A 21,565-nucleotide genomic window follows, 5' to 3' on the forward strand; every position below is an offset into this window, starting at 1 on the left:
ATCGCTTGGTCGGACGCTTGAGGCCCAGCGGGGAAGCAGGCCTGGCACAAGTCGTTGACGTGAGGGGGAGACCTGAGCTAGTTTCCTTCTCATGACTTTACTCCCGCATTTGCCTCAGCACAGCATTATTACCGCCATTATCGTTTTGGCGGGCTAGCTGGCACTTGCACCGAACCCGCCCTGGAGGCGGGTTCTTTCTCTCTCTCCTGGGCACTTTGAAAAAAACCAGGAGTCACCGATGACCAGCCTTACCGCTTGCCCCAGCGTACCCACCGTCTTGACCACGATGCTGTCGGACTATGTGCGCAGGATTCTTGCCGCACCGGTGTATGACCTGGCCATTGAAACACCACTGCAATCGGCCCGTGCACTATCGGCTGCCTTGGGCAACGAGGTGTTGCTCAAGCGTGAAGACCTGCAGCCCACCTTTTCCTTCAAGATCCGTGGCGCGTATACCCGATTGAGTGCCTTGACTGCCGCCCAGCGCGCCTCTGGCGTGGTCACCGCGTCGGCAGGCAATCATGCTCAAGGCGTTGCCTTGGCCGCCCGCGAGTTGGCCATGACCGCCACTATCGTAATGCCAACCACCACCCCTGAACTGAAGGTCGAAGGTGTGCGTTCGCGTGGTGGCCACGTGGTGTTGCACGGTGACAGCTTCCCTCAAGCCCTGGCTCATGCGCTGACGTTGGCCGACACCGAGGGCATGACCTTTGTGCCGCCCTTCGATGACCCGGACGTCATTGCCGGGCAGGGCACTGTCGCCATGGAAATCCTTCGTCAGCAGCCTGGCAACCTGGATGCGATCTTCGTGCCGGTCGGTGGTGGTGGGTTGATCGCGGGGATCGCGGCGTATGTGAAGTACCTGCGTCCGCAGGTCAAGGTCATTGGTGTCGAGCCAGCGGACTCCAACTGCCTGCAAGCGGCCATGGCGGCCGGGGAGCGGGTGGTACTGTCACAGGTTGGCAGTTTCGCTGACGGTGTGGCCGTGGCGCAGATCGGTGCGCATTGTTTTGACGTGTGCCGTCACTTCGTGGATGAGGTGATCACGGTTGGCAACGATGAAATCTGCGCGGCGATCAAGGATATCTACGACGACACCCGTTCGATCACTGAACCATCGGGCGCATTGGCTGTCGCCGGCATCAAGCGGTATGTGGCGTCGCGCGGTGTGACGGGGCAGACGCTGGTGGCCATCGACTCGGGGGCCAACGTCAACTTCGACCGACTGCGTCACGTAGCCGAACGCGCAGAACTGGGGGAGCAACGTGAAGCGATCATCGCGGTGACCATCCCGGAACAACCCGGCAGCTTCAGGGCGTTCTGCCAGGCGCTGGGCAAGCGTCAGATCACCGAGTTCAATTACCGCTACTACCCCGGCAAGGAGGCTCGCCTGTTCGTGGGCGTGCAAACCCACCCCCAGCGGGATCCTCGTGCGCAGTTGTTGGCGAGCCTGCGTGATCAGGGCTACAGCGTGCTCGACCTGACGGATAACGAACTGGCCAAGCTGCACATTCGCCATACGGTTGGCGGTCATGCTGGCCCCGGTGCCAACGAACGGGTCTTGCGCTTTGAGTTTCCAGAGCGCCCAGGCGCCTTGCTGGCGTTCCTTGAACGGCTGGGCAAGCGCTGGAACATCAGCCTGTTTCACTACCGCAACCACGGTGCGGCTGAGGCCCGGGTATTTACCGCTCTCGAGGTGCCAGAAGAGGAACGTGCCGAGTTACCCGCGATGCTGGACGCCATAGGCTATCGCTACTGGGACGAAACGGATAATCCGGCCTACCAGTTGTTTCTGGGTTAAGCCCAGCGTTGCCGCAGATCAACACGCCGTTCAGCCTACAGGTAGATCCTGAGTGCAATCGCACATTGCATGAGGGATCGGACCATGAGCAGTACGTTTTTCATTCCAGCGGTCAACATCATGGGCATCGATTGCCTGGCAGAGGCAATGGATGCCATTGCCGGCTACGGTTTTCGCAAGGCCTTGATCGTCACCGATAGCGGCCTGGCCAAGGCCGGTGTTGCCGAGAGGATTTCCGAGCAGTTGGCGGTGCGCGACATCGATGCCGCCATTTTTGACGGTGCCAAACCCAACCCCAGCATCGCCAACGTCGAGCAAGGGCTGGCCCTGCTGCAGCGTGAGCGCTGTGACTTTGTCATTTCATTGGGCGGCGGTTCGCCCCATGACTGTGCCAAGGGCATCGCGCTGTGTGCCACCAACGGCGGGCATATCCGTGACTACGAAGGTGTTGACCGTTCGGCCAAGCCGCAATTGCCACTGATTGCGATCAACACCACCGCCGGTACTGCCAGTGAAATGACGCGTTTCTGCATCATCACCGACGAGGCCCGCCACGTAAAAATGGCCATTGTCGACCGTAACGTGACACCGCTCTTGTCGGTCAACGACCCGGCCTTGATGGTAGCCATGCCCAAGTCACTGACCGCTGCAACCGGTATGGATGCGCTGACCCATGCGATTGAGGCGTATGTGTCGACGGCAGCCACGCCGATTACCGATGCCTGCGCGCTGAAAGCGATAGCGTTGATCAACGAGAACCTGCGTCAGGCCGTGAACGAAGGCTCCGACCTCAAGGCCCGCGAGAACATGGCCTATGCGCAGTTCCTGGCGGGCATGGCATTCAACAATGCCTCGCTGGGGTATGTGCATGCGATGGCTCACCAGTTGGGTGGCTTCTATGACTTGCCGCATGGCGTCTGTAATGCCGTGCTGCTGCCTCATGTGCAGCGCTTCAACGCCAGCGTCAGTGCCACGCGCTTGCGCGATGTGGCCACGGCCATGGGCATCGAAACCAACGGTCTGAGCCCGGAGCAGGGTAGTGATGCGGCCATCGCCGGGATCGTCAGCCTGGCACGGGCTATCGACATTCCGGTTGGCTTGGCGGTGCTCGGTGCCCGCGAAGAGGATATCCCGACGCTGGCGGCCAATGCGCTGAAAGACGCCTGCGGCCTGACCAACCCACGCCCGGCGAACCAGGCCGAGATTGAAGCCATCTTCAAGGCTGCGTTCTGATGTAACGTGGCGCCGGTCAGCCCGGCGCCACGTTGATCAAACCACCCATGACAGCAGCATGATGAAGATGATGCCGACCACGGAGAGGATGGTCTCCATCATGCTCCAGGTCTTGAACGTCTGCGCTACGGTCATGTTGAAGTACTGCTTCACCAGCCAGAACCCCGCATCGTTGACGTGAGACAGGATCAACGAGCCAGCCCCGGTGGCCAGTACCAGCAATTCGCGGTTCACCCCGGGAATCATCCCGATCACCGGCGCAACGATTCCCGCGCCCGTGATGGTTGCGACCGTCGCTGATCCTGTGGCGATGCGAATCACCGCCGCTACCAGCCAGGCGAGCATGATGGGCGAAATCTGCGCCTGGACGGCCATCTGCCCGATGACATTGCCGACACCGGTATCGACCAGCATTTGCTTGAAGCCACCGCCGGCGCCAACGATCAGCACGATGGCGGCAGTAGGGGCCAGGCTTTGGTCCAGCAGTTTCATGATCTGCTGGCGGTTGAACCCGCGGGCTGAGCCAAAGGTATAGAACGCTAGCAACAGTGCGGCGAGCAGGGCGGTGATCGGGTGTCCGATCAGGTCCATCCACTGGCGGAAGATGTGCTCGGCGGGCAGCACAACGTCAGCGAAGGTTTTCAGCAGCATCAGGAACACTGGCAACAGCACGGTCATCAGCGTCACGCTGAAGCTCGGCAGGTTCTGCTGGTCGGACTCACGCGCAATCTGCTCCATCAATGCCTGTGAGGGTGAGCCTGGGATATAACGCGAGATGAAGTTGCCATACAGCGGGCCAGCGATGATGGCGGTCGGCAGGGCAACGATCAGTCCGTAGAAAATCGTCTTGCCAATATCAGCATTGAAAATGCCAATCGCCAGCAGCGGACCTGGATGCGGCGGCACCAGCCCGTGTACCACTGACAGGCCGGCGAGCAGCGGGATGCCGATCTTGATCAGCGACACACCGGAGCGTCGGGCAACGATGAATACCAGCGGGATGAGCAAGACGAAACCGATCTCGAAGAACAGCGGAATGCCCACCAGAAAGGCCGCGAACATCATGGCCCAATGGACGTACCGTTTGCCGAACGCACGGATCAGTGTCTGTGCGATCTGGTCGGCCCCGCCAGAGTCGGCCATCAGTTTGCCGAGCATGGTACCCAGTGCCAGGACAATACCGACGAAACCGAGCACACCGCCGAAACCGTCTTGAAATGACTTCATCACCTTGGCCACCGGCATTCCGGAGGTCAGGCCGAGGAAACCGGCAGCCAGTGTCAGGGCGACGAAGGGGTGGACTTTAAAGTAGGTAATCAGCAGCACCAGGCCGATGATGGTGAGCAGGGCGTCCAATAGCAGGTACGTGTCAGTTGCCAGTCCGAACATGGTTCAGAGCCTCATATTGTCTTTATTTTGGGCAGTATGGGTGGTGCTTGAAATGCCTGAGATAGCGCTATCTTTGGTGAGCCGGAAAATCAGCTTTGGTCAGGCTGTTTGCGCCAGTACCGACTCACCGCAGGGCTTTAGCCATTGGTCCACCCTGGTTGCCAACTGATCGACCGGCAAGGTGGCATCCAGCACCAATGTCAGCGGCTCGTCATGGGGGGCTTCAAGTGCTGCGAACTGGCTGTCGATCAGGCTGGCGGGCATGAAATGCCCCGGACGGGCGCGGACGCGTCGGGTGGCTTCTTCTGGGGACAATTCGAGAAAGACGAAACATAACGCCGGCACGGCATCGCGCAAGGTCTGCCGGTAACGTTGCTTGAGGGCCGAGCAGGTGAGAATAGGGCGTTCACCTGCGGCGATCGTAGCCTGCAGCTCTTCAGCCAGGCGTATCAACCAACCGGCGCGGTCGTGGTCGTCGAGTGGAATGCCGGCGCTCATTTTTTCGATGTTGGCGGCTGGATGAAAGGCATCGCCTTCGATCAAGTGCCCACCACTGCGTTCGGCAATAGCTGAACCAATGCGGCTCTTGCCGCATCCAGCTACACCCATTACCACTATCGCGGCCTGGGAAGTGTTCATCGGTACCTCCTGCAGAGCAAGATAGCGCTGTCTTTGGCCGGTAGAAAAATCGGCTCGGACGCTACCTGCCCAGATGTTATTGATTTTGTATTAGCAGTCTGGGTGTTCCTTGCAGCACGCACGCAGTTTTGCATTGCCTGACGCATGAGACAGCGCTACCTTAGTGCTCGTTCCCCATTCTTTGCAAGACAAAAATATCAGGCCCATGACCCGAATCGGCTCCCGCACTACCGGTCGTCCCACCCTGGCAGAAGTGGCCAGGCTTTCCGGGGTTTCCCCGATCACAGCGTCCCGCGCATTGCGCGGTGTCAGTACGGTTGCCCCGGAGCTGGTAGAAAAAGTCCAGGTTGCCGCGGCGACACTGGGCTATGTCGCCAACCCTGCTGCGCGTGCGTTGGCTTCGGCGCAAAGCCAGTCGGTGGTCGTGCTGATTCCGTCGTTGTCCAACCACTTGTTCATCGACACGCTCGAAGCGATCCATGAGGTCATGCGCCCGCGCGGGTTGGAGGTACTGATCGGTAACTACCACTACGACCTTGCCGAAGAGGAGAACCTGATCCGCAACTACCTGGCCTATCAGCCCTGCGGCATTCTGCTTACAGGCTTCGATCGCACCGAGGCAGCGCAGCGGATGTTGAGCGCCAGTGCTGTGCCCTGCGTACACATGATGGAACTTGGCAACGCAGAAGGGGTGATCTCGGTAGGGTTCTCCCAGCGCGACGCTGGCCGCGCAGCCGCGCAACACCTGTTGGCCCGGGGGCGACGCCGGCTGGGCTTTATCGCCGCACAGCTGGATCCTCGTGTCATGCAGCGGGCTGAAGGTTTTCGCCAGGCGCTGGCCGAAGCGGGGCTGCAAGCGCCGGAGCTGGAATTGCTGGCACCACAACCCTCATCCATTGGCCTGGGGAGTGAGCTGTTCAGCCAGTTGATTGCCCAACACCCTGACCTCGACGGTATTTTCTTCTGTAACGACGACCTGGCGCAGGGCGCGATATTTCAAGCGTTGCGCCAGGGAATTGCAGTGCCAGAGCGTGTCGCGATGGTGGGGTTCAACGACTTGCCATCATCGGCTCACCTGGTGCCCCGGTTGACCTCGATACGAACGCCACGCGCCGCTGTAGGGCGTTGTGCGGCGCAAGCACTGCTGGCGGTGCTGGACGGCAAGAAAGGCCTGCAACCGGCACAGGACCTGGGCTTCGAGCTGGTTGTTCGCGAAAGCACCTGAGCCTGTGCTGAACGAATGCAGGGTGATGGCTTTTTGCTTGCGAGTGGCCAAGGGTGATCTATGCTCGGCAAAAAACGGCAAGGAGCTGAATGGCATGTTTGATTCTCATCGTAAGGCCGATCTTGCAGAAATCGAGCGGTGTAATCGGGCATTGGCTGATGCAAACGGGAAGTTGACCGCTATCAGCCAATCCATGGCGATCATCGAGTTCAGCCCGGACGGGGTGATACTCGAGGCCAACGACAACTTTTGCCTCACTATGGGCTACACCCTTGAGGAAATACACGGCAAGCATCACCGTATCTTCTGCGAAGAAACGTTCGCCAAGAGTGAAGCCTATCGCCAGTTCTGGCGTGACCTGGCCCATGGCAACCCCTTGAGCGGCACCTTTGCGCGTTTGACCAAGGCCGGGCAGGAGGTTTGGCTTGAAGCCAGCTATATGCCGGTCTTCGACGCTGACCACCAGCTGACCCGTATCATCAAGGTGGCCTCGAACGTCACCCAACGGGTGACCCAGGAGCACGAGGCCAAGAGCCTGATAAATGCTATCAGCCGCTCCATGGCAGTCATCGAGTTTACCCCCGAAGGCAGGGTGATCCATGCCAACGAAAACTTCCTCACGACCATGGGTTATCGTCTGGACGAAGTCGTGGGCCGGCACCATGGCCTGTTTTGCCTGCCACGTGAGCGCGAGTCGGCAACTTACCGGGAATTCTGGGCCTCGTTGAACCGTGGCGAATACCATTCGCACCGTTTTGAACGGGTCAACAAACGGGGGCAGGTTGTGTACCTGGAGGCGTCCTACAATCCGATCTTCGATACCAAGGGACGGTTGTACAAAGTGGTCAAGTTCGCCCGCGACATCACGGCTCAGGTCAGTACCCAGCAGTCTGCCGCGGAGGCTGCTCATGCGACTTCATTGCAAAACGACGCCTGTGCGCGAAAAGGCTCACAGGTCGTACAGCAGGCGGTTCACGTGATCGAAGAGATCTCCGAAGAGCTCAACGCGGCTGCGCGCAGCTTTGATGCCGTCAGCCAGCAATCCAAGCTGATTGCGCAGATCGTCCAGACCATTGGCGGTATCGCCGACCAGACCAACCTGCTGGCACTCAATGCGGCCATCGAAGCCGCGCGTGCAGGCGATCATGGCCGTGGATTCGCGGTAGTTGCCGACGAGGTGCGTAGCCTGGCTTCTCGGACCAGCAAGGCCACGTTGGAGATCGTCGATGTCGTGCAGCAGAATCAAGACTTGTCGCTGAACGCGGTGGCGAGCATGCAGTCGAGCCTGTCTCGCACCGGGCGTGGTGTTGAGCTGGCAAACGAGGCGGGTGAGGTGATTCTGGAGATCCAGCAAGGCTCGCAGCACGTGGTCGATGCAATCAGTCAGATCAACTCGACACTCATGCTGAAGTGAGCCTAGTGGGTTGGGGTGCGTTGATTCAAATGCGCATCCAGGTCGGTCATGCTCTTTTCTAGTTTCAGGATCAGGGCGTGCAGTTCCTGTTGCGAGGGTTTTCCGGCACAGGCCTGCTCTACGGCTTCACAACACTGCACGACGCCGCGGGCCTTGAGCATTTTGGCCCCCCCTTTTATCCGATGCGCCAGTGCGCGCACATCCTGGTGCGTAGGAGAAGCGCCAAGTGACTGCAGTGCCTCAAGGTCTTTGGCGTTGCTCTCTGCCAGTTCACCCAACAGGCGTGTGATCAGTTTCGGATCGCCCAGCGTCAGGTAGCGCAGGTTGTCGATATCGAAGCCGCTGCTGTCTGCGCTGGATGCGCTGTCTACAGGGCCAAGGCCGCTTGCAGGTGCAGGATCGGCTTGAGGGCCGGCCCCGGCTGTCTGCAACTGGCGGCGCAACTCGTTCAGACCGATGGGTTTGAACAGACAGTCATTCATGCCGGAGGCCAGGCAGCGTTCTCGCTCTTCAGCTTGGGCATTGGCGGTCAGACCAAGGATCAAGCAGGGGGGCAGGTTGTTCTCGGCTTCTGCACTGCGAATACGCCGGGTCAGTTCATGCCCGTCCATGATGGGCATGTTGCAGTCGCTGATAACCACATCGAAACGCTGATTCTGCCAGGCTTGCAACGCACGGCTGCCATCATCCGCCAGGGTGACATCATGCCCCAGCACGCTCAGTTGCTTTTCAAGCAGCATCAGGTTGGCGGGGTAGTCGTCGACGACCAGAATGCTCAGCTTCGGACTGATGCCGTTCTGCGGAGCATCCTCGGTTGGCAGGGTTGCCACGCTACTGGGGTCTATTCGTGGCAGGTAGAGCTCAATACAGATCCGGGTGCCTTGACCAAGTGTGCTGCGCAACGTCAGGCGCCCACCCATGAGTTCGCACAGTGTGCGGCTGATCACCAGCCCCAGGCCGGTACCTTGCTGGGAGCGCTGATGACTGGCTTGCACAAAGGGGCTGAACAAGCGGGCCTGGTCTTCGAGACTGATGCCGACACCGGTGTCTTCCACGTCAAGCTGCAGGTCCATATGCGGGTCTGAAGAGGTGCTGTCAGCGCGCAGGCTGACGGTGACATGGCCGTGTTCGGTGAACTTGATGGCATTGCTCAACAGGTTCGACAGTACCTGCCGGAAACGCAGGGGATCGATCAATACCAGGCCGGGCAAGGGCCTTTGCAAGTCGGATCGCAACGTCAGCCCCTTGAGCCTTGCACTGCCTTCATGCATGCGCACGGTCGCGTCAATCACGGCCAGCAGGTCGGTGGGCTGAGGTGTCAGGGTCATGTGCCCTGACTCGATCCGGGCGATGTCAAGAATATCGCCGATCAGTTCCAACAGGCCATTGGCAGCATCAGAGGCAACCTTCAGTGAAGCGGGGTCTGCGCGATCCTGTTCGGCATCGATGACGGCCAGCTCCAGCAGGCCGATGACTGCGTTCATCGGGGTTCGGATCTCATGGCTCATGGTTGCCAGGAAGGTACTTTTGGCCCTGTTGGCTGAATCGGCCTGTTCTTTGGCTTCGCGTAACTCTTCAAGCAAGCGCTTGCTGAAACCCAACTGTTCCTGCAGTGCCTGTTCGGCCTCGGTACGTTGTCGAATCAGTTTGCGCAGGTAGTGGTTCCAGAAAAAGATGGCCCCAATGACCAGACCGGCGCCGATCAGAATCTGCAGGATCAGTGCACGGTAGTTCTGCCAACGGTCATTGCTGATCAGTGCATTGGTTCGCCAGCGGTTGGTCAACTGGACCATCTCGTCCGGGGGGATGCTCAGCAGCGCCTTGTTAAGAATCGAATGCAGAACCGTGGCATCGGGCGCGGTGGCGAAAGCGGCGGTAACCGGTGTATCACCCAGCGTTGCACAGATCCGTAGACTGTCCTTGAACAACCTGCGAGTGAAGTAAACGGCATTCAGGTGAGTGCTGATGGCGGCATCTGCCCGGCCTTGAGCGACGTACTCCATCAGCGCCATGGCATTGGGCGCCTCGACCAACTGAATATCCGGGTGCTGCTTCAACAACTGGTCCTTGAACGCATAGTCGCGCACGACCGCCAGGCGTCGGTCCTTGAGCTGCTCAAGGCTCTGCGGTGCATCCTCGCGCAGGCTGGTGACAATCACTTGGGGGTTGGCCAGGTAGGGGCGGGTAAAATTGAGCCGGGCTTGCCGGGACGGGCCATACATCAGCGCCCCTGCTATGTCAGCCTGGCCATGTTCAACCTGCTCGATGATTGCCGATACCGAGGGGGCCTCTACAAATTCGAACCTCAAGCCGGTGCGTAATGTGATCTGCTCCAGCAAGTCAACGGTGATACCGCGAAAGTGCTGGTTGTCATCCATGAACGTAAGCGGCGCGTAGGTGCTGTTCACTGCAACCCGTGCGATGGGGTGTTGTTCAATCCAGGCACGCTCATTCGCATTCAGCGATGACGCTTCACGGTTCAGCAGAATGCTCGCATTACCGCTGCTCCAGCGGCGTAGTACGTTCAGGCGGTCGCTGTCAGCGATATTACCCAGGGCCTGGTTGACCAGGCGTAGCAAGGTCTGATTGTCGCGTGACAGCGCGAAGGAAAAGCTGCTTCGATCATTTTTGACAAAATGCGAGATCCGCAAGCTGTCTTGAAAGTACCGGCCAATCAGATAGTCAGAACTGACGACATCACCGAAATAGGCCTCGGCCTGGCCCAAGGCCACGGCAGAAAGGGCGCTCAGGGTCGAGTTATAGAGTTGCAAGCGGGCAGCAGGGTAAAGCTGGCGAACCTCGGCCTCTGGCAGGTAGTGGTCCACCATGGCCAATGTCACGTTTGCCAGTGGGTCCTCTGCACTGCGGGGTTTGCCCAGTGGGGTGACAATGATGGGCTGGTCGTCGGCATACGGCTGGCTCAGGATCAGCGTAGTGTCTGCCGCCTCATAGCCGTTGGCGCTGCCCAGCAGGTCGATGCGGCCTGCATCCAGGGCGGCGATGGCCTCGTGACGGCTTGAGAAACGTTGCACTTCAATCGGAATTTTCAACTGCTCGCCGAGCAGGCCTGCGTAATCGGCAGTCAGGCCCTCATAGTCGTTCTGGCTGAGGTTGATGTCGAACGGAGGGTAGTCCGGCGCCGAGGTGCCCAATACCAGCGTGCGCTTGTCTTTCAACCACTGACGGTCATCCTCCGACAGCGACAAGGGTTTACTGCTGCTCAAGGAGCGGGCGAGCAGCGTACGCGGTTCGCCCTGACTGTCAGCGAAAGAGTGACTGGCTGTCAGCAATACCAGACAGCAGGCCAGAAAGGCCAGCCTTGGGCGCTTCATAGCATATTACGGTTGGCCAGATCGACCATTTCGACCAGCGAATTGACCTGTAGCTTCTCCATGATTCGGGTTTTGTAGGTACTGATGGTCTTTGGGCTGAGCTGAATGTCGTCAGCGATGTCTTTGTTGGAGCGGCCTTTGGCGAGCAAGCGCAGCACGACCATTTCTTGAGCGGACAACTCTTCCAGGCGCTGCTTCTCAGTGGTCATCGGGCCGCGCAAGGACATGTCAGGGAAGTAAGAGTAACCGGACACAACCGCTTTCAAGGCCGCCATCAGGGAGTCGGCCGTCTCTTCCTTTTGAACAAAGGCGGAAGCACCTGCATCCAGGCACCTTCGGGCATACAGCTCTGCTGCCTGTCCGGTGTACACCACAATGCGCGGCGGCTGATCCGCTTTCAGCAGACGCTGGATCACACTCAGGCCATCACGGCGTGGCAGCCCAAGGTCAAGAATGACCACGTCGGGTTTGAGCTTTTCAACCAACTGAATAGATTCTGCGCCGTCGCCGCACTCGCCCAGGACCTGGTGCCGCTGCTGTTCCAGCAGCATCTTCAAGCCAATACGAATAGTGGGGTGATCGTCGACGATTAAGACCTTCGCCATGCGCAACTCCTTGTCGTGAATGTGGGCCTTTTCTTGATTCTCTCAGGAAGGCGCGCCAGGCCGTTGTCGGCAAGCAGCGTACGATACGCAGAATAATAGCCAATGAGTATGGAGAGTATAGGAGCGTAGAAAAATATAGGTTGTTTAAGTGAAAAATCCTACGGCCAAAGTAAAGCAAGCCTAACTACGATTGGAAAAACCGAAATCGCGGCCTCATATGAAGACGCGTTTCGGTGTCCTGCAGTTGAGAGGCTACTTGCTCGAGCGGGTTGGACAGCCGTTTTCCTTGACGATGCGTTGTTTCGAAGCTGGGTTGCGCACTAATGCTGCACCAACTCGTGGCGGACGGGCCGTTAGTTGACCGCCACAGTTTGGGCAGAGGCCCTTCAATTCATTGTTGTTGCAGTCTCGACAATAAGTGCATTCGAAGGAGCAGATAAACGCATCCTGGCTGTCGCCAGGCAGATCGGTACCACAGCATTCACAGTTGGGACGCAGTTCAAGCATGGTCGACTCCTTCATACTTAGTGAGTGCGCTGTCGCACACAGGCCGTCTAAGGCCGGTAGAGGTGTGCGTGGCCGGCACGGTACAGCGCCGATTCGGCAAAGGCATCTGCTGCCAGTACCCGTCCTACCAGAATCAATGCAGTACGCCGGAAGCCTTTAGCCTGGACTTGCGTCAGGATATCGTCCAGCGTGCCTTTGACCCAGTCCTGGTCCGGCCAGGTCGCACGGTGCACGACCGCGATTGGGCAGTCCCCGCCATAGTGGGGGCGCAATTCTTCGACAATCTTTGCCAGGTGCTGCACCCCCAAGTGTATGGCAAGCGTGGCCTTGTGTGCGGCCAGGCTGGCCAGTTCCTCGCCAGCGGGCATAGGCGATTTGTCGGCATAGCGCGTGAGGATGACGCTCTGCGAAACCTCTGGCAGGGTCAGCTCGCAACCGAGCAAGGCGGCACTGGCGGCAGCAGCGGTGACACCGGGAATGATCTCGAAGGGAATCGCCAGTTCGCGCAAATGGCGAATCTGCTCACCAATGGCCCCATACAGGCTCGGGTCGCCACTGTGTACCCGGGCTACATCCTGGCCTTTGGCATGGGCTTCACGCATTGCCTCGACAATTTGCGCCAGATGAAGCTCAGCGCTGTTGATCACGGTTTCGGCACTGTGCCCTTCGAGCACGGCAGCGGGCACCAGAGAGCCAGCATAGATAATGACCGGGCAGCGATGAATCAGGCGCTGGCCCTTGACGGTAATCAGCTCCGGGTCGCCGGGGCCGGCACCGATGAAATAGACGGTCATGGGGTGAATCCTGAAGGTAAGGTCGATGCGAGGCGCAGATTATCCGTCAAAGGACGCGCCGCAGGCCAATGCCAGGGTGGCATTAAGGCTGGCATGGCGTGGAACAAGGAGCTGTGCAGGCATTGAGCCGTAGTGCTCGGCCAATGCAAGTGCAGCACTTTCAGCGACGCCGTAACAGCCGCTGTGGGCGAAGGCGGGGAGCGAACGGTGGGTCAGGCGTGATTCAAAGGTGGCTAACTGGGCAGCGCTGAAAAACAGCAGTGGAATGCCGAGTTGAGCGGCGAGGGCATGCAGGCCGGCCTCCTCGCTTTTCAGTTCGATACTGGCAAGGCCAAGCAGGTTATCGTGGCTGAGGCCATGGGCCTGCAGGGTTTGATCCAGTAGATCGCTCAAGGCTGCCACCGAACAGCCTCGGCGACAGCCCAACCCGGCGAATACTCGCAACGGATTGGGCCGTTCAGGCATTACGCCTGGCTCTGGCGACGGTAGAGCCAACTGCTGATCAAGCCCAATGCCAGCCAGAAGGCAGCGTTGGTCAGCAGTGAGGCGAGTTTGAATTCGGCCTCCAGTGCTTCCGGAGCCAAGGCCTCATGCGCGTCTGGCTGTGGTGCACCGATTACATGAGGGATGACCAGCAGTACGGCGCCCAGTAACTTGAGCAAACCGTTGTTGGCGAATGCAATAAGCCCTAAGCCAATGGCGGTGGCCGCTGCAGTACCGATCCACCAGAATTGGCGTTGCGCCAGATCGGCCGCGGCCGTTCCTGGCAACTCCGCTGGCAAGCCCAGCGTGGGCGCCAGGCAGAACACCGCAAAGCCTGCCAGGCCCCACAGTACGCCTGCGACCCAACCTCCAGGCGCACGCAAGGTATACAGCCCCGCCAGTACCAGGGCAAAACCGAAGGCCACTACCAGGTTGCTACCGGTCGTGGACAGCAGCCGTTGCCAGCCGTCTTCGGGGGCCCAGGCTTGCGCATCGTGATGATGTTCGGCGGTACCCGCATCATGGCTGTGGGTTTCGACTGCAGGCGCTGCACTCTCGTAGGCTTCCGCCTTGATAATCAGCGGGGTGACCCACAGGCTTTGCAGCAAGGTCAGCAGCAGGGCTGCGAGCAGGCCGGTGAAGCCGGCCGTGCGGGCAATGTGCTTGATCATGGCGCTGTCCCTTAGTGGCAAGGAAACGCGGCGCTGTGACGGGTGTCATGGGCAGCGTTGTGAACCGCCTCGATGTGCGAAAAACCCGCGAAGTAAACCAGGCACAAGCCCAGCAGCGATGCGCCGATAGCGACGACCAGGCGCTGGCTGCGAGTGGTACTGATGGCGGCGGAGTGGCTGTGGGCGGTTGTGACGGGCATGGTGCTTTCCTCTGAGGGGTTATCAGCAGCAGGCATGCGCAAGAAACCCATGGGCGGACTCACCCAGAGGTTGCAACAGCGCCCGCCCACCGCGGGTTTGTCAATTCTGTACTGGGCCGGTCTCCGGGCTTGCGAGGGCTGACACTGTGCTCAGCCTGGAGCGTCACCTTCCCATGCCGCGTTGCTGGCACAGTGGTCTAGACGCTTTCCTCGCTTACCGTTGCGGGGGCAGCACCGGAATTGTCGCGCGTAACTCAGGCCGCGACGCACCGGTTTCCCGTTTCACCTCGTTAAAGGCACCCAAACGAAGGCGGTAGCAAATCACGGGCGCAGGTGCGCGTCAATCACAACGACGGTTGACCGACCCTGAACGACTGCGTAGCCTTGCCGTTTCGAGGTTCTCCGGTCAGCCCGGAGCTAAGACGGGAACGCGGTTTAAGCCGCGGCTGCCCCCGCAACTGTAAGCGTTGCAAAGCCTGGCATTGCCACTGCGTAGTTTTGCGGGAAGGCGCCGGTGCCGCTGGTATGTTCGCCAGCACGACGCAAGCCAGGAGACCTGCCTCGGACAGTTTCCGACATTCAACCGGGCGGGGTGATCCGGTAGCGAACGCGCACGGGCACATGACCCCCGTGGTTTTCGTCGTGCCCGCCCGCCATTGCTGCCAAGGGCAACGACATGAAAACACTGGCAAAACTCCCCGTTACCATCGTCACCGGCTTTCTCGGCTCGGGCAAAACCACGCTGTTGCGGCATATGCTCGACAATGCGCAGGGGCGCCGTATTGCAGTCATCGTCAATGAGTTTGGCGAGCTGGGCATCGACGGTGAAATCCTCAAGCAATGCAGCATCGGCTGTACGGAAGAAGAGGCCAGCGGTCGGGTGTACGAGCTTGCCAACGGCTGCTTGTGCTGCACCGTGCAGGAAGAGTTCTTCCCGGTCATGCGCGAGCTGGTGGCACGTCGTGGCGACCTGGACCATATCCTCATCGAAACCAGTGGCCTGGCCCTGCCAAAGCCTCTGGTACAAGCCTTCCAGTGGCCGGAAATCCGTAACGCCTGCACGGTCGATGCGGTCATTACCGTGGTCGACAGCCCGGCCGTGGCTGCCGGTACGTTTGCGGCGTATCCGGACCAGGTGGATGCCCAGCGTAAACTCGACCCGAACCTGGACCACGAGTCCCCGCTGCATGAACTGTTTGCCGACCAACTGGCCAGTGCCGATCTGGTGGTACTGAACAAGGCCGACCTGATCGAGGCGCATGCCTTGGCAGCGGTACGCGCCGAAGTGGCCGAAGAGCTGCCACCCGCGGTCAAAGTTGTCGAGGCCAGCAGTGGCCGTCTACCGCTTGAAGTCTTGCTCGGATTGGCAGCGGAATCGGAAGCGCACATTGACGGTCGTCGCACTCACCATGACAGCCATCACGATGGCGAAGACCATGATGATCATGACCACGACGCTTTCGACTCCATTTCGATTGAACTGCCCGAATCCGACGAGAGCTTGCTGCTTGATGCCTTGACCCAACTGGTCGTACGTCACGGCATCCTCCGCGCCAAAGGCTTTGCAGCCATTCCGGGCAAGCCGATGCGCCTGCTGATCCAGGGTGTCGGTACGCGTTTCGACAAGCACTTCGATCGTGCCTGGCGCGCAGACGAGCCGCGCAGTACCCGTCTGGTACTGATCGGCCAGGCGCTGGATGGCGCGACACTGGAAGCTGAACTGCGTACAGCGCTGGGCGCCTGACCCATGCACCTGCTGCGGACCCAGCCCGGCGGCTTTGTGCCGGATGACAGTATTGCCGACTTGGGCCAGACACCCGCCGAGCTGGTTATTCTCTGCAGCGGTGATTCGCACCTGGCACTGCTGGCCGAAACAGCCCGGCAACTGCCGGAGGATTATCCCAGCCTGCGTCTGGCCAACCCGATGCAGGTGCAGAACCATGCGTCGGTAGACCTGTATGTTGATCAGGTGCTGCGCCATGCCAAGGTCATTTTGCTGTCGCTGCACGGTGGCATTGGGTATTGGCGTTATGGCGTCGAGCAGTTGGTGGCATTGGCTGCCCAAGGCGTGCAGTTGATCCTGGTGCCGGGTGATGACCGTCCGGATCCGGAGTTGAGCAGCCTTGGCAACGTGCCGGCGGCAGACGCGGAGCGGCTCTGGCACTTTCTGCGGCAGGGCGGCAAGGCCAACGCGCTGAACCTCTTCAAATGCATGGCCAATCAATGGCTCGGACGTGACTACACCTGGGATGTGCCCCAGCAACTGCCGCGCACGCTGGTGTATCACCCGCAGCGCGAGGCGGCGGTACTGGACGACTGGTTCGCTGACTGGGTAGCCAGTCAGCCTGTGGTTCCTGTCCTGTTCTACCGCTCGCATCTGCAAGCGGCCAATACAGCCTTCATCGATGTGTTCTGCGAGCGCATCCGCGCCGCAGGGCTCAACCCGCTGCCCATCGCGGTGGCGAGCCTCAAGGAAGCCGAGTGCCTGGCCCAAGTGGAAGCCTGGCTGGATCAGGTCGAGGCCGCGCTGGTCATCAATACAACCGGGTTTGCCCAGTCCAGCCCGCAGAAGCCTCACCTTCGGCCATTTCGCCGCAATATTCCGGTGCTTCAGGCCATTTGCGCCCAAGACAACGAACCCGGTTGGCAGGCCAGCGAGCAGGGCTTGGGCGCACGTGATCTGGCGATGCACATTGCCTTGCCGGAGCTCGATGGGCGCATCATCACCCGCCCGATCAGTTTCAAGGACCTGGCGTGGCGCAGTGAGCGCAGCCAGTCGGATGTTGTCTGTTACCGTGCACAGCCGGAGCGTATGGACTTCGTTGCAGAGCTCGCACGCCGCTGGTGTGAACTGGCGCAACTGCCCAATGCCCAGAAGCGTGTGGCCCTGGTGCTTGCCAACTACCCGACCCGTGACGGGCGAATTGGCAACGGGGTAGGGTTGGACACCCCGGCTGCAGCGCTGAACATTCTACGGGCACTTCAGGGGCAGGGGTATCCGGTTGGCGCCTTGCCGGACACCGGCACGGCATTGATCCAGGCCCTGCTCGGCGGTGTCAGTAACGATCTGGAAAGCCTCGATCAGCGCCCTTGTGCACAAAGCATGGCGCAGGAGGACTACCTCGCCGCATTCGCCGCGTTACCGGCGGCCAACCAGGCTGCCGTGCGGGAGCGCTGGGGTGAACCTGAGCAGGACCCGATGTTCCGCAGTGGGCGGATGATGATCGCCGGCCTGCGTTTTGGCCTGACCTTCGTCGGCATTCAGCCTGCGCGTGGTTACCAGCTGGACGCCAGTGCGGTTTACCACGACCCCGATCTGGTGCCGCCTCATGGTTATCTGGCCTTCTACTTCTGGTTGCGTCATGGCTTTGCCGCCGATGCACTGATTCATGTCGGCAAGCACGGCAATCTGGAGTGGTTGCCAGGCAAGGGTGTCGGTCTTTCAGCGCAGTGCTGGCCTGATGCACTGCTGGGCCCGTTGCCAAACATCTATCCGTTCATCGTCAATGACCCGGGTGAAGGCGCCCAGGCCAAGCGCCGGACTCAGGCGGTGATCATCGATCACCTGATGCCGCCCTTGACCCGTGCCGAAACCTACGGCCCGTTGCGCGACCTGGAATTGCTCGCTGACGAGTATTACGAAGCTCAACTGCTCGACCCACGCCGAGCCACTGAGTTGCAGCGCGATATCCTCGCGCTGGTCCGTGACAACCATATCGATCGCGAACTGCAGTTGGAAAACAGCCTGGATGACGCCGCCGTCTGGTTGCCAAGGCTGGACACCTACCTGTGCGACCTCAAGGAGTCGCAGATTCGTGACGGCCTGCATGTGTTCGGAGAATCGCCCCAGGGCCGCCTGCGCCTGGACACCTTGCAGGCATTGCTGCGGGTAGAGCGGGGCGATGGCCGTGGTCAGCATGCCAGCTTGCCAAGGGCACTGGCCAAGGCATTTGCCCTGGGCGTCGATCCGCTGGATTGCGATTTGGGGGCTGCCTGGCAAGGCCCGTGTCCGCACCGGCTGAACGAGGTAAGTGCCGACCCTTGGCGTACGGCGGGTGACACCCGTGAGCGACTGGAACTGTACGCACTGCGCTTGATCGAGCAGGCCTTGGACGGCGTCGCGAACTTGCCGGAAGAACCCTCCTGGAACGATGTCCGGGCGATTCTCGAGGCGCTGGTACAAACCGTCGCACCGCAGCTGGATGCCTGTGGGCCGGCAGAAATGCAGGGCCTGCTCGATGCGCTGAATGGGCGATTCGTGCCGGCCGGCCCGAGCGGCGCACCGAGCCGGGGGCGGCTCGACGTACTGCCAACCGGCCGTAACTTCTATACCGTGGACGTGCGCAACCTACCGACCACGACTGCCTGGCGCCTGGGCTTTGCCTCGGCCAACCTGATACTGGAGCGCCACCTGCAGGACCACGGCGACCACCTGCGTCAGCTGGGGTTGTCGGTGTGGGGCACGGCCACCATGCGCACGGGCGGGGACGACATTGCCCAAGCCATGGCGCTGATGGGCGTACGCCCGGTATGGGCCAGTGGCAGTCAGCGCGTCGATGACTTCGAGATTTTGCCGTTGAGCCTGCTCGATAGACCTCGGGTTGATGTGACCTTGCGGGTTTCGGGCTTCTTTCGCGATGCTTTCGGCAACCTGATCAAACTGTTCGATGCCGCCGTACAAGCGGTTGCAGCGCTGGACGAACCGGACGACCTCAACCCGTTGGCCGCGCGCGTACGGGCCGAACAGGCGGAGTTGCTGGCAACCGGCGTCGAACCGGAGCAGGCGCGGCGTCAGGCAGGGTGGCGGGTGTTCGGGGCCAAGCCCGGCTCATATGGTGCGGGTGTACAAAACGCGATCGATGGTCGGCAGTGGAATCGTCGTGAGGACCTGGCCGAGGTTTACCTGAACTACGGCGGTTATGCCTATGGTGGCGCAGACGAAGGTACGCCTGCTCGTGGTCATTTTGCCCGCCGCCTGAGCCAGGTTCAGGCCGTACTGCAGAACCAGGACAACCACGAGCACGACTTACTCGACTCCAATGATTACTACCAGTTCCAGGGCGGCATGCTGGCCGCCGTGGAAAGCCTCGGTGGCGCATCGGTGGCCAGCTATCATGGCGATCACAGCCAGCCGGAACGGCCACGCATCCGTACCCTCAAAGAAGAGTTGAACCGCGTCATCCGTGCCAGGGCGTTGAACCCCAAGTGGATTGACGGGGTCAAGCGTCATGGCTACAAGGGTGCCTTCGAGTTGGCGGCGACCGTCGATAACCTGTTCGCCTTTGATGCCACTACGCACCTGATCGACGATCATCATTATCAGGCGCTGGCCGACGCCTACCTACTGGATGGCGAGACACGGGACTTTATCCGTCAGCACAACCCCGATGCCTTGCGCGATATGACCGAACGCCTGCTGGAAGCCCAGCAGCGGGGCCTCTGGCAAACACCAGGCGCCTATAAAGAGGCGCTTGAAGAACAGTTGCTGGACGGTGAAGAAGAGAACTGAAATGACTGAAGCTGCACATTTTCCTCTGGCTGCGGTGGTCGGTGCCGATGACCTGAAACTGGCATTGTGCCTGACTGCAATCGATCCGAAGATCGGTGGTGTCCTGATCGAAGGTCCGCGCGGCATGGCCAAAAGTACGCTGGCCCGAGGCCTGGCGGACCTGCTCGGCGAAGGACCATTCGTGACCTTGCCCTTGGGCGCGACAGAGGAGCGACTGGTCGGTACGCTCGATCTGGATGCCGCACTCGGCCAAGGACGCGCGCAGTTTTCACCGGGTGTTCTGGCCAAGGCCGACGGTGGCGTGCTCTATGTCGATGAAGTCAACCTGCTGGCCGACCATCTGGTCGACCTGTTGCTGGATGTGGCTGCCAGTGGCACCAACCGTATCGAGCGTGACGGTATTTCTCACCGCCACAGTGCCCGTTTCGTGTTGATTGGCACCATGAACCCGGAAGAGGGCGAGCTACGGCCACAGTTGCTTGACCGTTTCGGGTTGAATGTCGCCCTGGAGGGCCAGCCACTGCCACAAGCGCGTGGGCATATCATTCGCCGGCGCCTGGCGTTCGACAGCGACCCCGTTGCGTTCTGCGCGCAGTGGGAGGAGGCGCAAGCCGCGTTACGGCTGCGCTGCCATGAAGCACGTGAACGCTTGTCCGCCATTGCCCTGGACGATCAAGCCTTGGTGAACATTACCGAGCGCTGCTTTGCCGCGGGCGTCGATGGCCTGCGTGCCGATCTGGTCTGGTTACGTGCCGCGCGCGCCCATGCAGCGTGGCGCGGCGCTCAGCACATCAGCGAACAGGATATCGATGCGGTGGCGGAATTCGCCTTGCGCCATCGCCGTCGTGATCATGCGACCGATTCGCCGCAGCCACAATCGCCCAAGTCGACAGGCAGCAGCCAGGCACATGCGCAGTCAGAGGGTCAGTGGGGGGAGTTGCCACCGCAGGCAACCGCGACTGGCGTTCGACGCGAGGCGCCCAGTTGGCCAAAAAAGCCCTGAGCATCCGCCCGCCCAAGCATACCGTGGCGGATGCAAGGCCGCATGCCGGTCGATTGAAGCGAGGTGAGCGGGGCGCAGCCGTTGCCAGCAGGCAGGGGCGCGTTGCCTGGCCTGCCACGCTGCTCAAAGGGCGCCCACGTCAGCGCCTGGACCTATGCTGGGTCCAGCGTAGCGCCTCACCCCATGAACTGTGGGTGGTGATCGTCGATGCCTCGGCTTCAACTCGCCGTTACAAGGCGTTGAGCCATGCCAAAGGCTTGTTGGCCGAGTTCTTCGATCAGGCCTATCGGCAACGGGCACGCCTGGCACTGTTGACGGCCAGCGGCAAAGAGCCACGGTGGCAACGTCAGGGGTTAAAAGCGTCGAGGGCGCTTGGCCCCTGGCTGGAAGCGCTGGGCGCTGGCGGTGGTACACCCTTGCTGGCGGCGCTGGGACAGGCCAGGCAGTGGTTTGCTGCAGCGGGCCAAGCGTTACCCGGACGAACAGCGACGTTGCCTGATTCTGACCGACGGACGGCTTAGCGCCTGGCCAATGTTGCAAGCGTTACCCTGCACCAGTCTGTTGATTGACATGGAAATGGCGCCAGTACGCCTGGGGCGCGCTCGTCTGATGGCCGAACAACTACAGGCCGACTATCAACATATCGAGCAGTTCAAGCCGTTATAGGCCAGCCACTTAAGTGATGGCACTGATAATGCGGTTTGATATCACTGTTATATAGGCGCGTAATAAGTTCCTGCGTAGAAGTGCGTCAGAGTGA

15 protein-coding genes, 3 pseudogenes and 2 riboswitches are annotated in these 21,565 nt (G+C 60.4%); of the genes and pseudogenes, 9 read left to right on the top strand and 9 right to left on the bottom strand.

Annotation, left to right across the window (positions count from 1 at the left end; all coding sequences use genetic code 11):
* Positions 1–238: 238 nt before the first annotated feature.
* Complete coding sequence (gene ilvA, locus ACZ9H3_RS03910) at positions 239–1,801, top strand: threonine ammonia-lyase, biosynthetic (protein ID WP_099774761.1); 1,563 nt, start codon at positions 239–241, stop codon at positions 1,799–1,801.
* Positions 1,802–1,885: 84 nt separating this feature from the next.
* Positions 1,886–3,034 carry an L-threonine dehydrogenase gene (gene yiaY, locus ACZ9H3_RS03915; protein WP_102052303.1) on the top strand — a complete coding sequence of 383 codons (1,149 nt, stop codon included), beginning with the start codon at positions 1,886–1,888 and terminating at the stop codon, positions 3,032–3,034.
* Between the two features lie 36 nt (positions 3,035–3,070).
* On the opposite strand, the gene ACZ9H3_RS03920 is transcribed toward yiaY, so the two are convergent.
* Together ACZ9H3_RS03920 and ACZ9H3_RS03925 are read right to left on the bottom strand one after the other, a co-directional pair.
* Positions 3,071–4,423, bottom strand: a complete 1,353-nt coding sequence (locus ACZ9H3_RS03920) for a GntP family permease (protein ID WP_102052304.1) — start codon at positions 4,421–4,423, stop codon at positions 3,071–3,073.
* 99 nt (positions 4,424–4,522) lie between these two features.
* Positions 4,523–5,062, bottom strand: coding sequence for a gluconokinase (locus tag ACZ9H3_RS03925; RefSeq protein WP_102052305.1), 540 nt, complete (start codon positions 5,060–5,062; stop codon positions 4,523–4,525).
* A 205-nt stretch (positions 5,063–5,267) separates the two neighbouring features.
* On the opposite strand from ACZ9H3_RS03925, the gene gntR reads away from it, so the two are divergent.
* The 3 genes and pseudogenes from gntR to ACZ9H3_RS03940 form a co-directional block, all read left to right on the top strand.
* A complete protein-coding gene (gene gntR / locus ACZ9H3_RS03930; RefSeq protein ID WP_102052306.1) occupies positions 5,268–6,287 on the top strand; it encodes an HTH-type transcriptional regulator GntR in 1,020 nt (339 codons plus the stop codon).
* A 193-nt stretch (positions 6,288–6,480) separates the two neighbouring features.
* Positions 6,481–7,164 (top strand): annotated as a pseudogene (locus tag ACZ9H3_RS03935) (PAS domain-containing protein); the annotation flags it as partial.
* A 111-nt stretch (positions 7,165–7,275) separates the two neighbouring features.
* Positions 7,276–7,701, top strand: a pseudogene (locus ACZ9H3_RS03940) (methyl-accepting chemotaxis protein); the annotation flags it as partial.
* 2 nt (positions 7,702–7,703) lie between these two features.
* Here ACZ9H3_RS03940 and ACZ9H3_RS03945 read toward each other — a convergent pair.
* The 7 genes from ACZ9H3_RS03945 to ACZ9H3_RS03975 all read right to left on the bottom strand — a co-directional run bounded on the left by ACZ9H3_RS03945 (position 7,704) and on the right by ACZ9H3_RS03975 (position 14,293).
* On the bottom strand, positions 7,704–11,033 hold the full coding sequence (locus ACZ9H3_RS03945; protein ID WP_476219700.1) for a transporter substrate-binding domain-containing protein: 3,330 nt from the start codon (positions 11,031–11,033) through the stop codon (positions 7,704–7,706).
* The gene (locus tag ACZ9H3_RS03950) at positions 11,030–11,638 is read right to left on the bottom strand and encodes a response regulator transcription factor (protein WP_065758412.1); all 609 of its coding nucleotides are present in this window, start codon (positions 11,636–11,638) and stop codon (positions 11,030–11,032) included. The genes ACZ9H3_RS03945 and ACZ9H3_RS03950 overlap by 4 nt, the downstream gene beginning before the upstream one ends.
* Positions 11,639–11,890: 252 nt before the next feature.
* Positions 11,891–12,145, bottom strand: coding sequence for a DUF1272 domain-containing protein (locus ACZ9H3_RS03955; RefSeq protein ID WP_330522616.1), 255 nt, complete (start codon positions 12,143–12,145; stop codon positions 11,891–11,893).
* Between the two features lie 47 nt (positions 12,146–12,192).
* Positions 12,193–12,939 carry a precorrin-4 C(11)-methyltransferase gene (gene cobM, locus ACZ9H3_RS03960; RefSeq protein ID WP_330522615.1) on the bottom strand — a complete coding sequence of 249 codons (747 nt, stop codon included), beginning with the start codon at positions 12,937–12,939 and terminating at the stop codon, positions 12,193–12,195.
* Positions 12,940–12,978: 39 nt separating this feature from the next.
* Positions 12,979–13,404 carry a cobalamin biosynthesis protein gene (locus ACZ9H3_RS03965; RefSeq protein ID WP_102052311.1) on the bottom strand — a complete coding sequence of 142 codons (426 nt, stop codon included), beginning with the start codon at positions 13,402–13,404 and terminating at the stop codon, positions 12,979–12,981.
* Positions 13,404–14,093 carry a CbtA family protein gene (locus ACZ9H3_RS03970; RefSeq protein ID WP_330522614.1) on the bottom strand — a complete coding sequence of 230 codons (690 nt, stop codon included), beginning with the start codon at positions 14,091–14,093 and terminating at the stop codon, positions 13,404–13,406. The genes ACZ9H3_RS03965 and ACZ9H3_RS03970 overlap by 1 nt, the downstream gene beginning before the upstream one ends.
* Before the next feature lie 11 nt (positions 14,094–14,104).
* On the bottom strand, positions 14,105–14,293 hold the full coding sequence (locus tag ACZ9H3_RS03975; protein ID WP_065758417.1) for a CbtB domain-containing protein: 189 nt from the start codon (positions 14,291–14,293) through the stop codon (positions 14,105–14,107).
* Between the two features lie 97 nt (positions 14,294–14,390).
* Positions 14,391–14,612: riboswitch (cobalamin riboswitch) on the bottom strand.
* Between the two features lie 59 nt (positions 14,613–14,671).
* A riboswitch (cobalamin riboswitch) is annotated at positions 14,672–14,871 on the top strand.
* 98 nt (positions 14,872–14,969) lie between these two features.
* Here ACZ9H3_RS03975 and cobW point away from each other — a divergent pair.
* The 4 genes and pseudogenes from cobW to ACZ9H3_RS03995 all read left to right on the top strand — a co-directional run bounded on the left by cobW (position 14,970) and on the right by ACZ9H3_RS03995 (position 21,471).
* Positions 14,970–16,037 carry a cobalamin biosynthesis protein CobW gene (gene cobW, locus ACZ9H3_RS03980; RefSeq protein WP_065758418.1) on the top strand — a complete coding sequence of 356 codons (1,068 nt, stop codon included), beginning with the start codon at positions 14,970–14,972 and terminating at the stop codon, positions 16,035–16,037.
* 3 nt (positions 16,038–16,040) lie between these two features.
* Positions 16,041–19,802, top strand: a complete 3,762-nt coding sequence (gene cobN / locus ACZ9H3_RS03985) for a cobaltochelatase subunit CobN (protein ID WP_476219704.1) — start codon at positions 16,041–16,043, stop codon at positions 19,800–19,802.
* A gap of 1 nt (position 19,803) precedes the next feature.
* Positions 19,804–20,805, top strand: a complete 1,002-nt coding sequence (locus ACZ9H3_RS03990) for a magnesium chelatase ATPase subunit I (RefSeq protein ID WP_476219705.1) — start codon at positions 19,804–19,806, stop codon at positions 20,803–20,805.
* A gap of 53 nt (positions 20,806–20,858) precedes the next feature.
* A pseudogene (locus ACZ9H3_RS03995) lies at positions 20,859–21,471 on the top strand (vWA domain-containing protein).
* Positions 21,472–21,565: the final 94 nt, after the last annotated feature.

The organism is Pseudomonas sp. TE3910, from assembly GCF_056279025.1.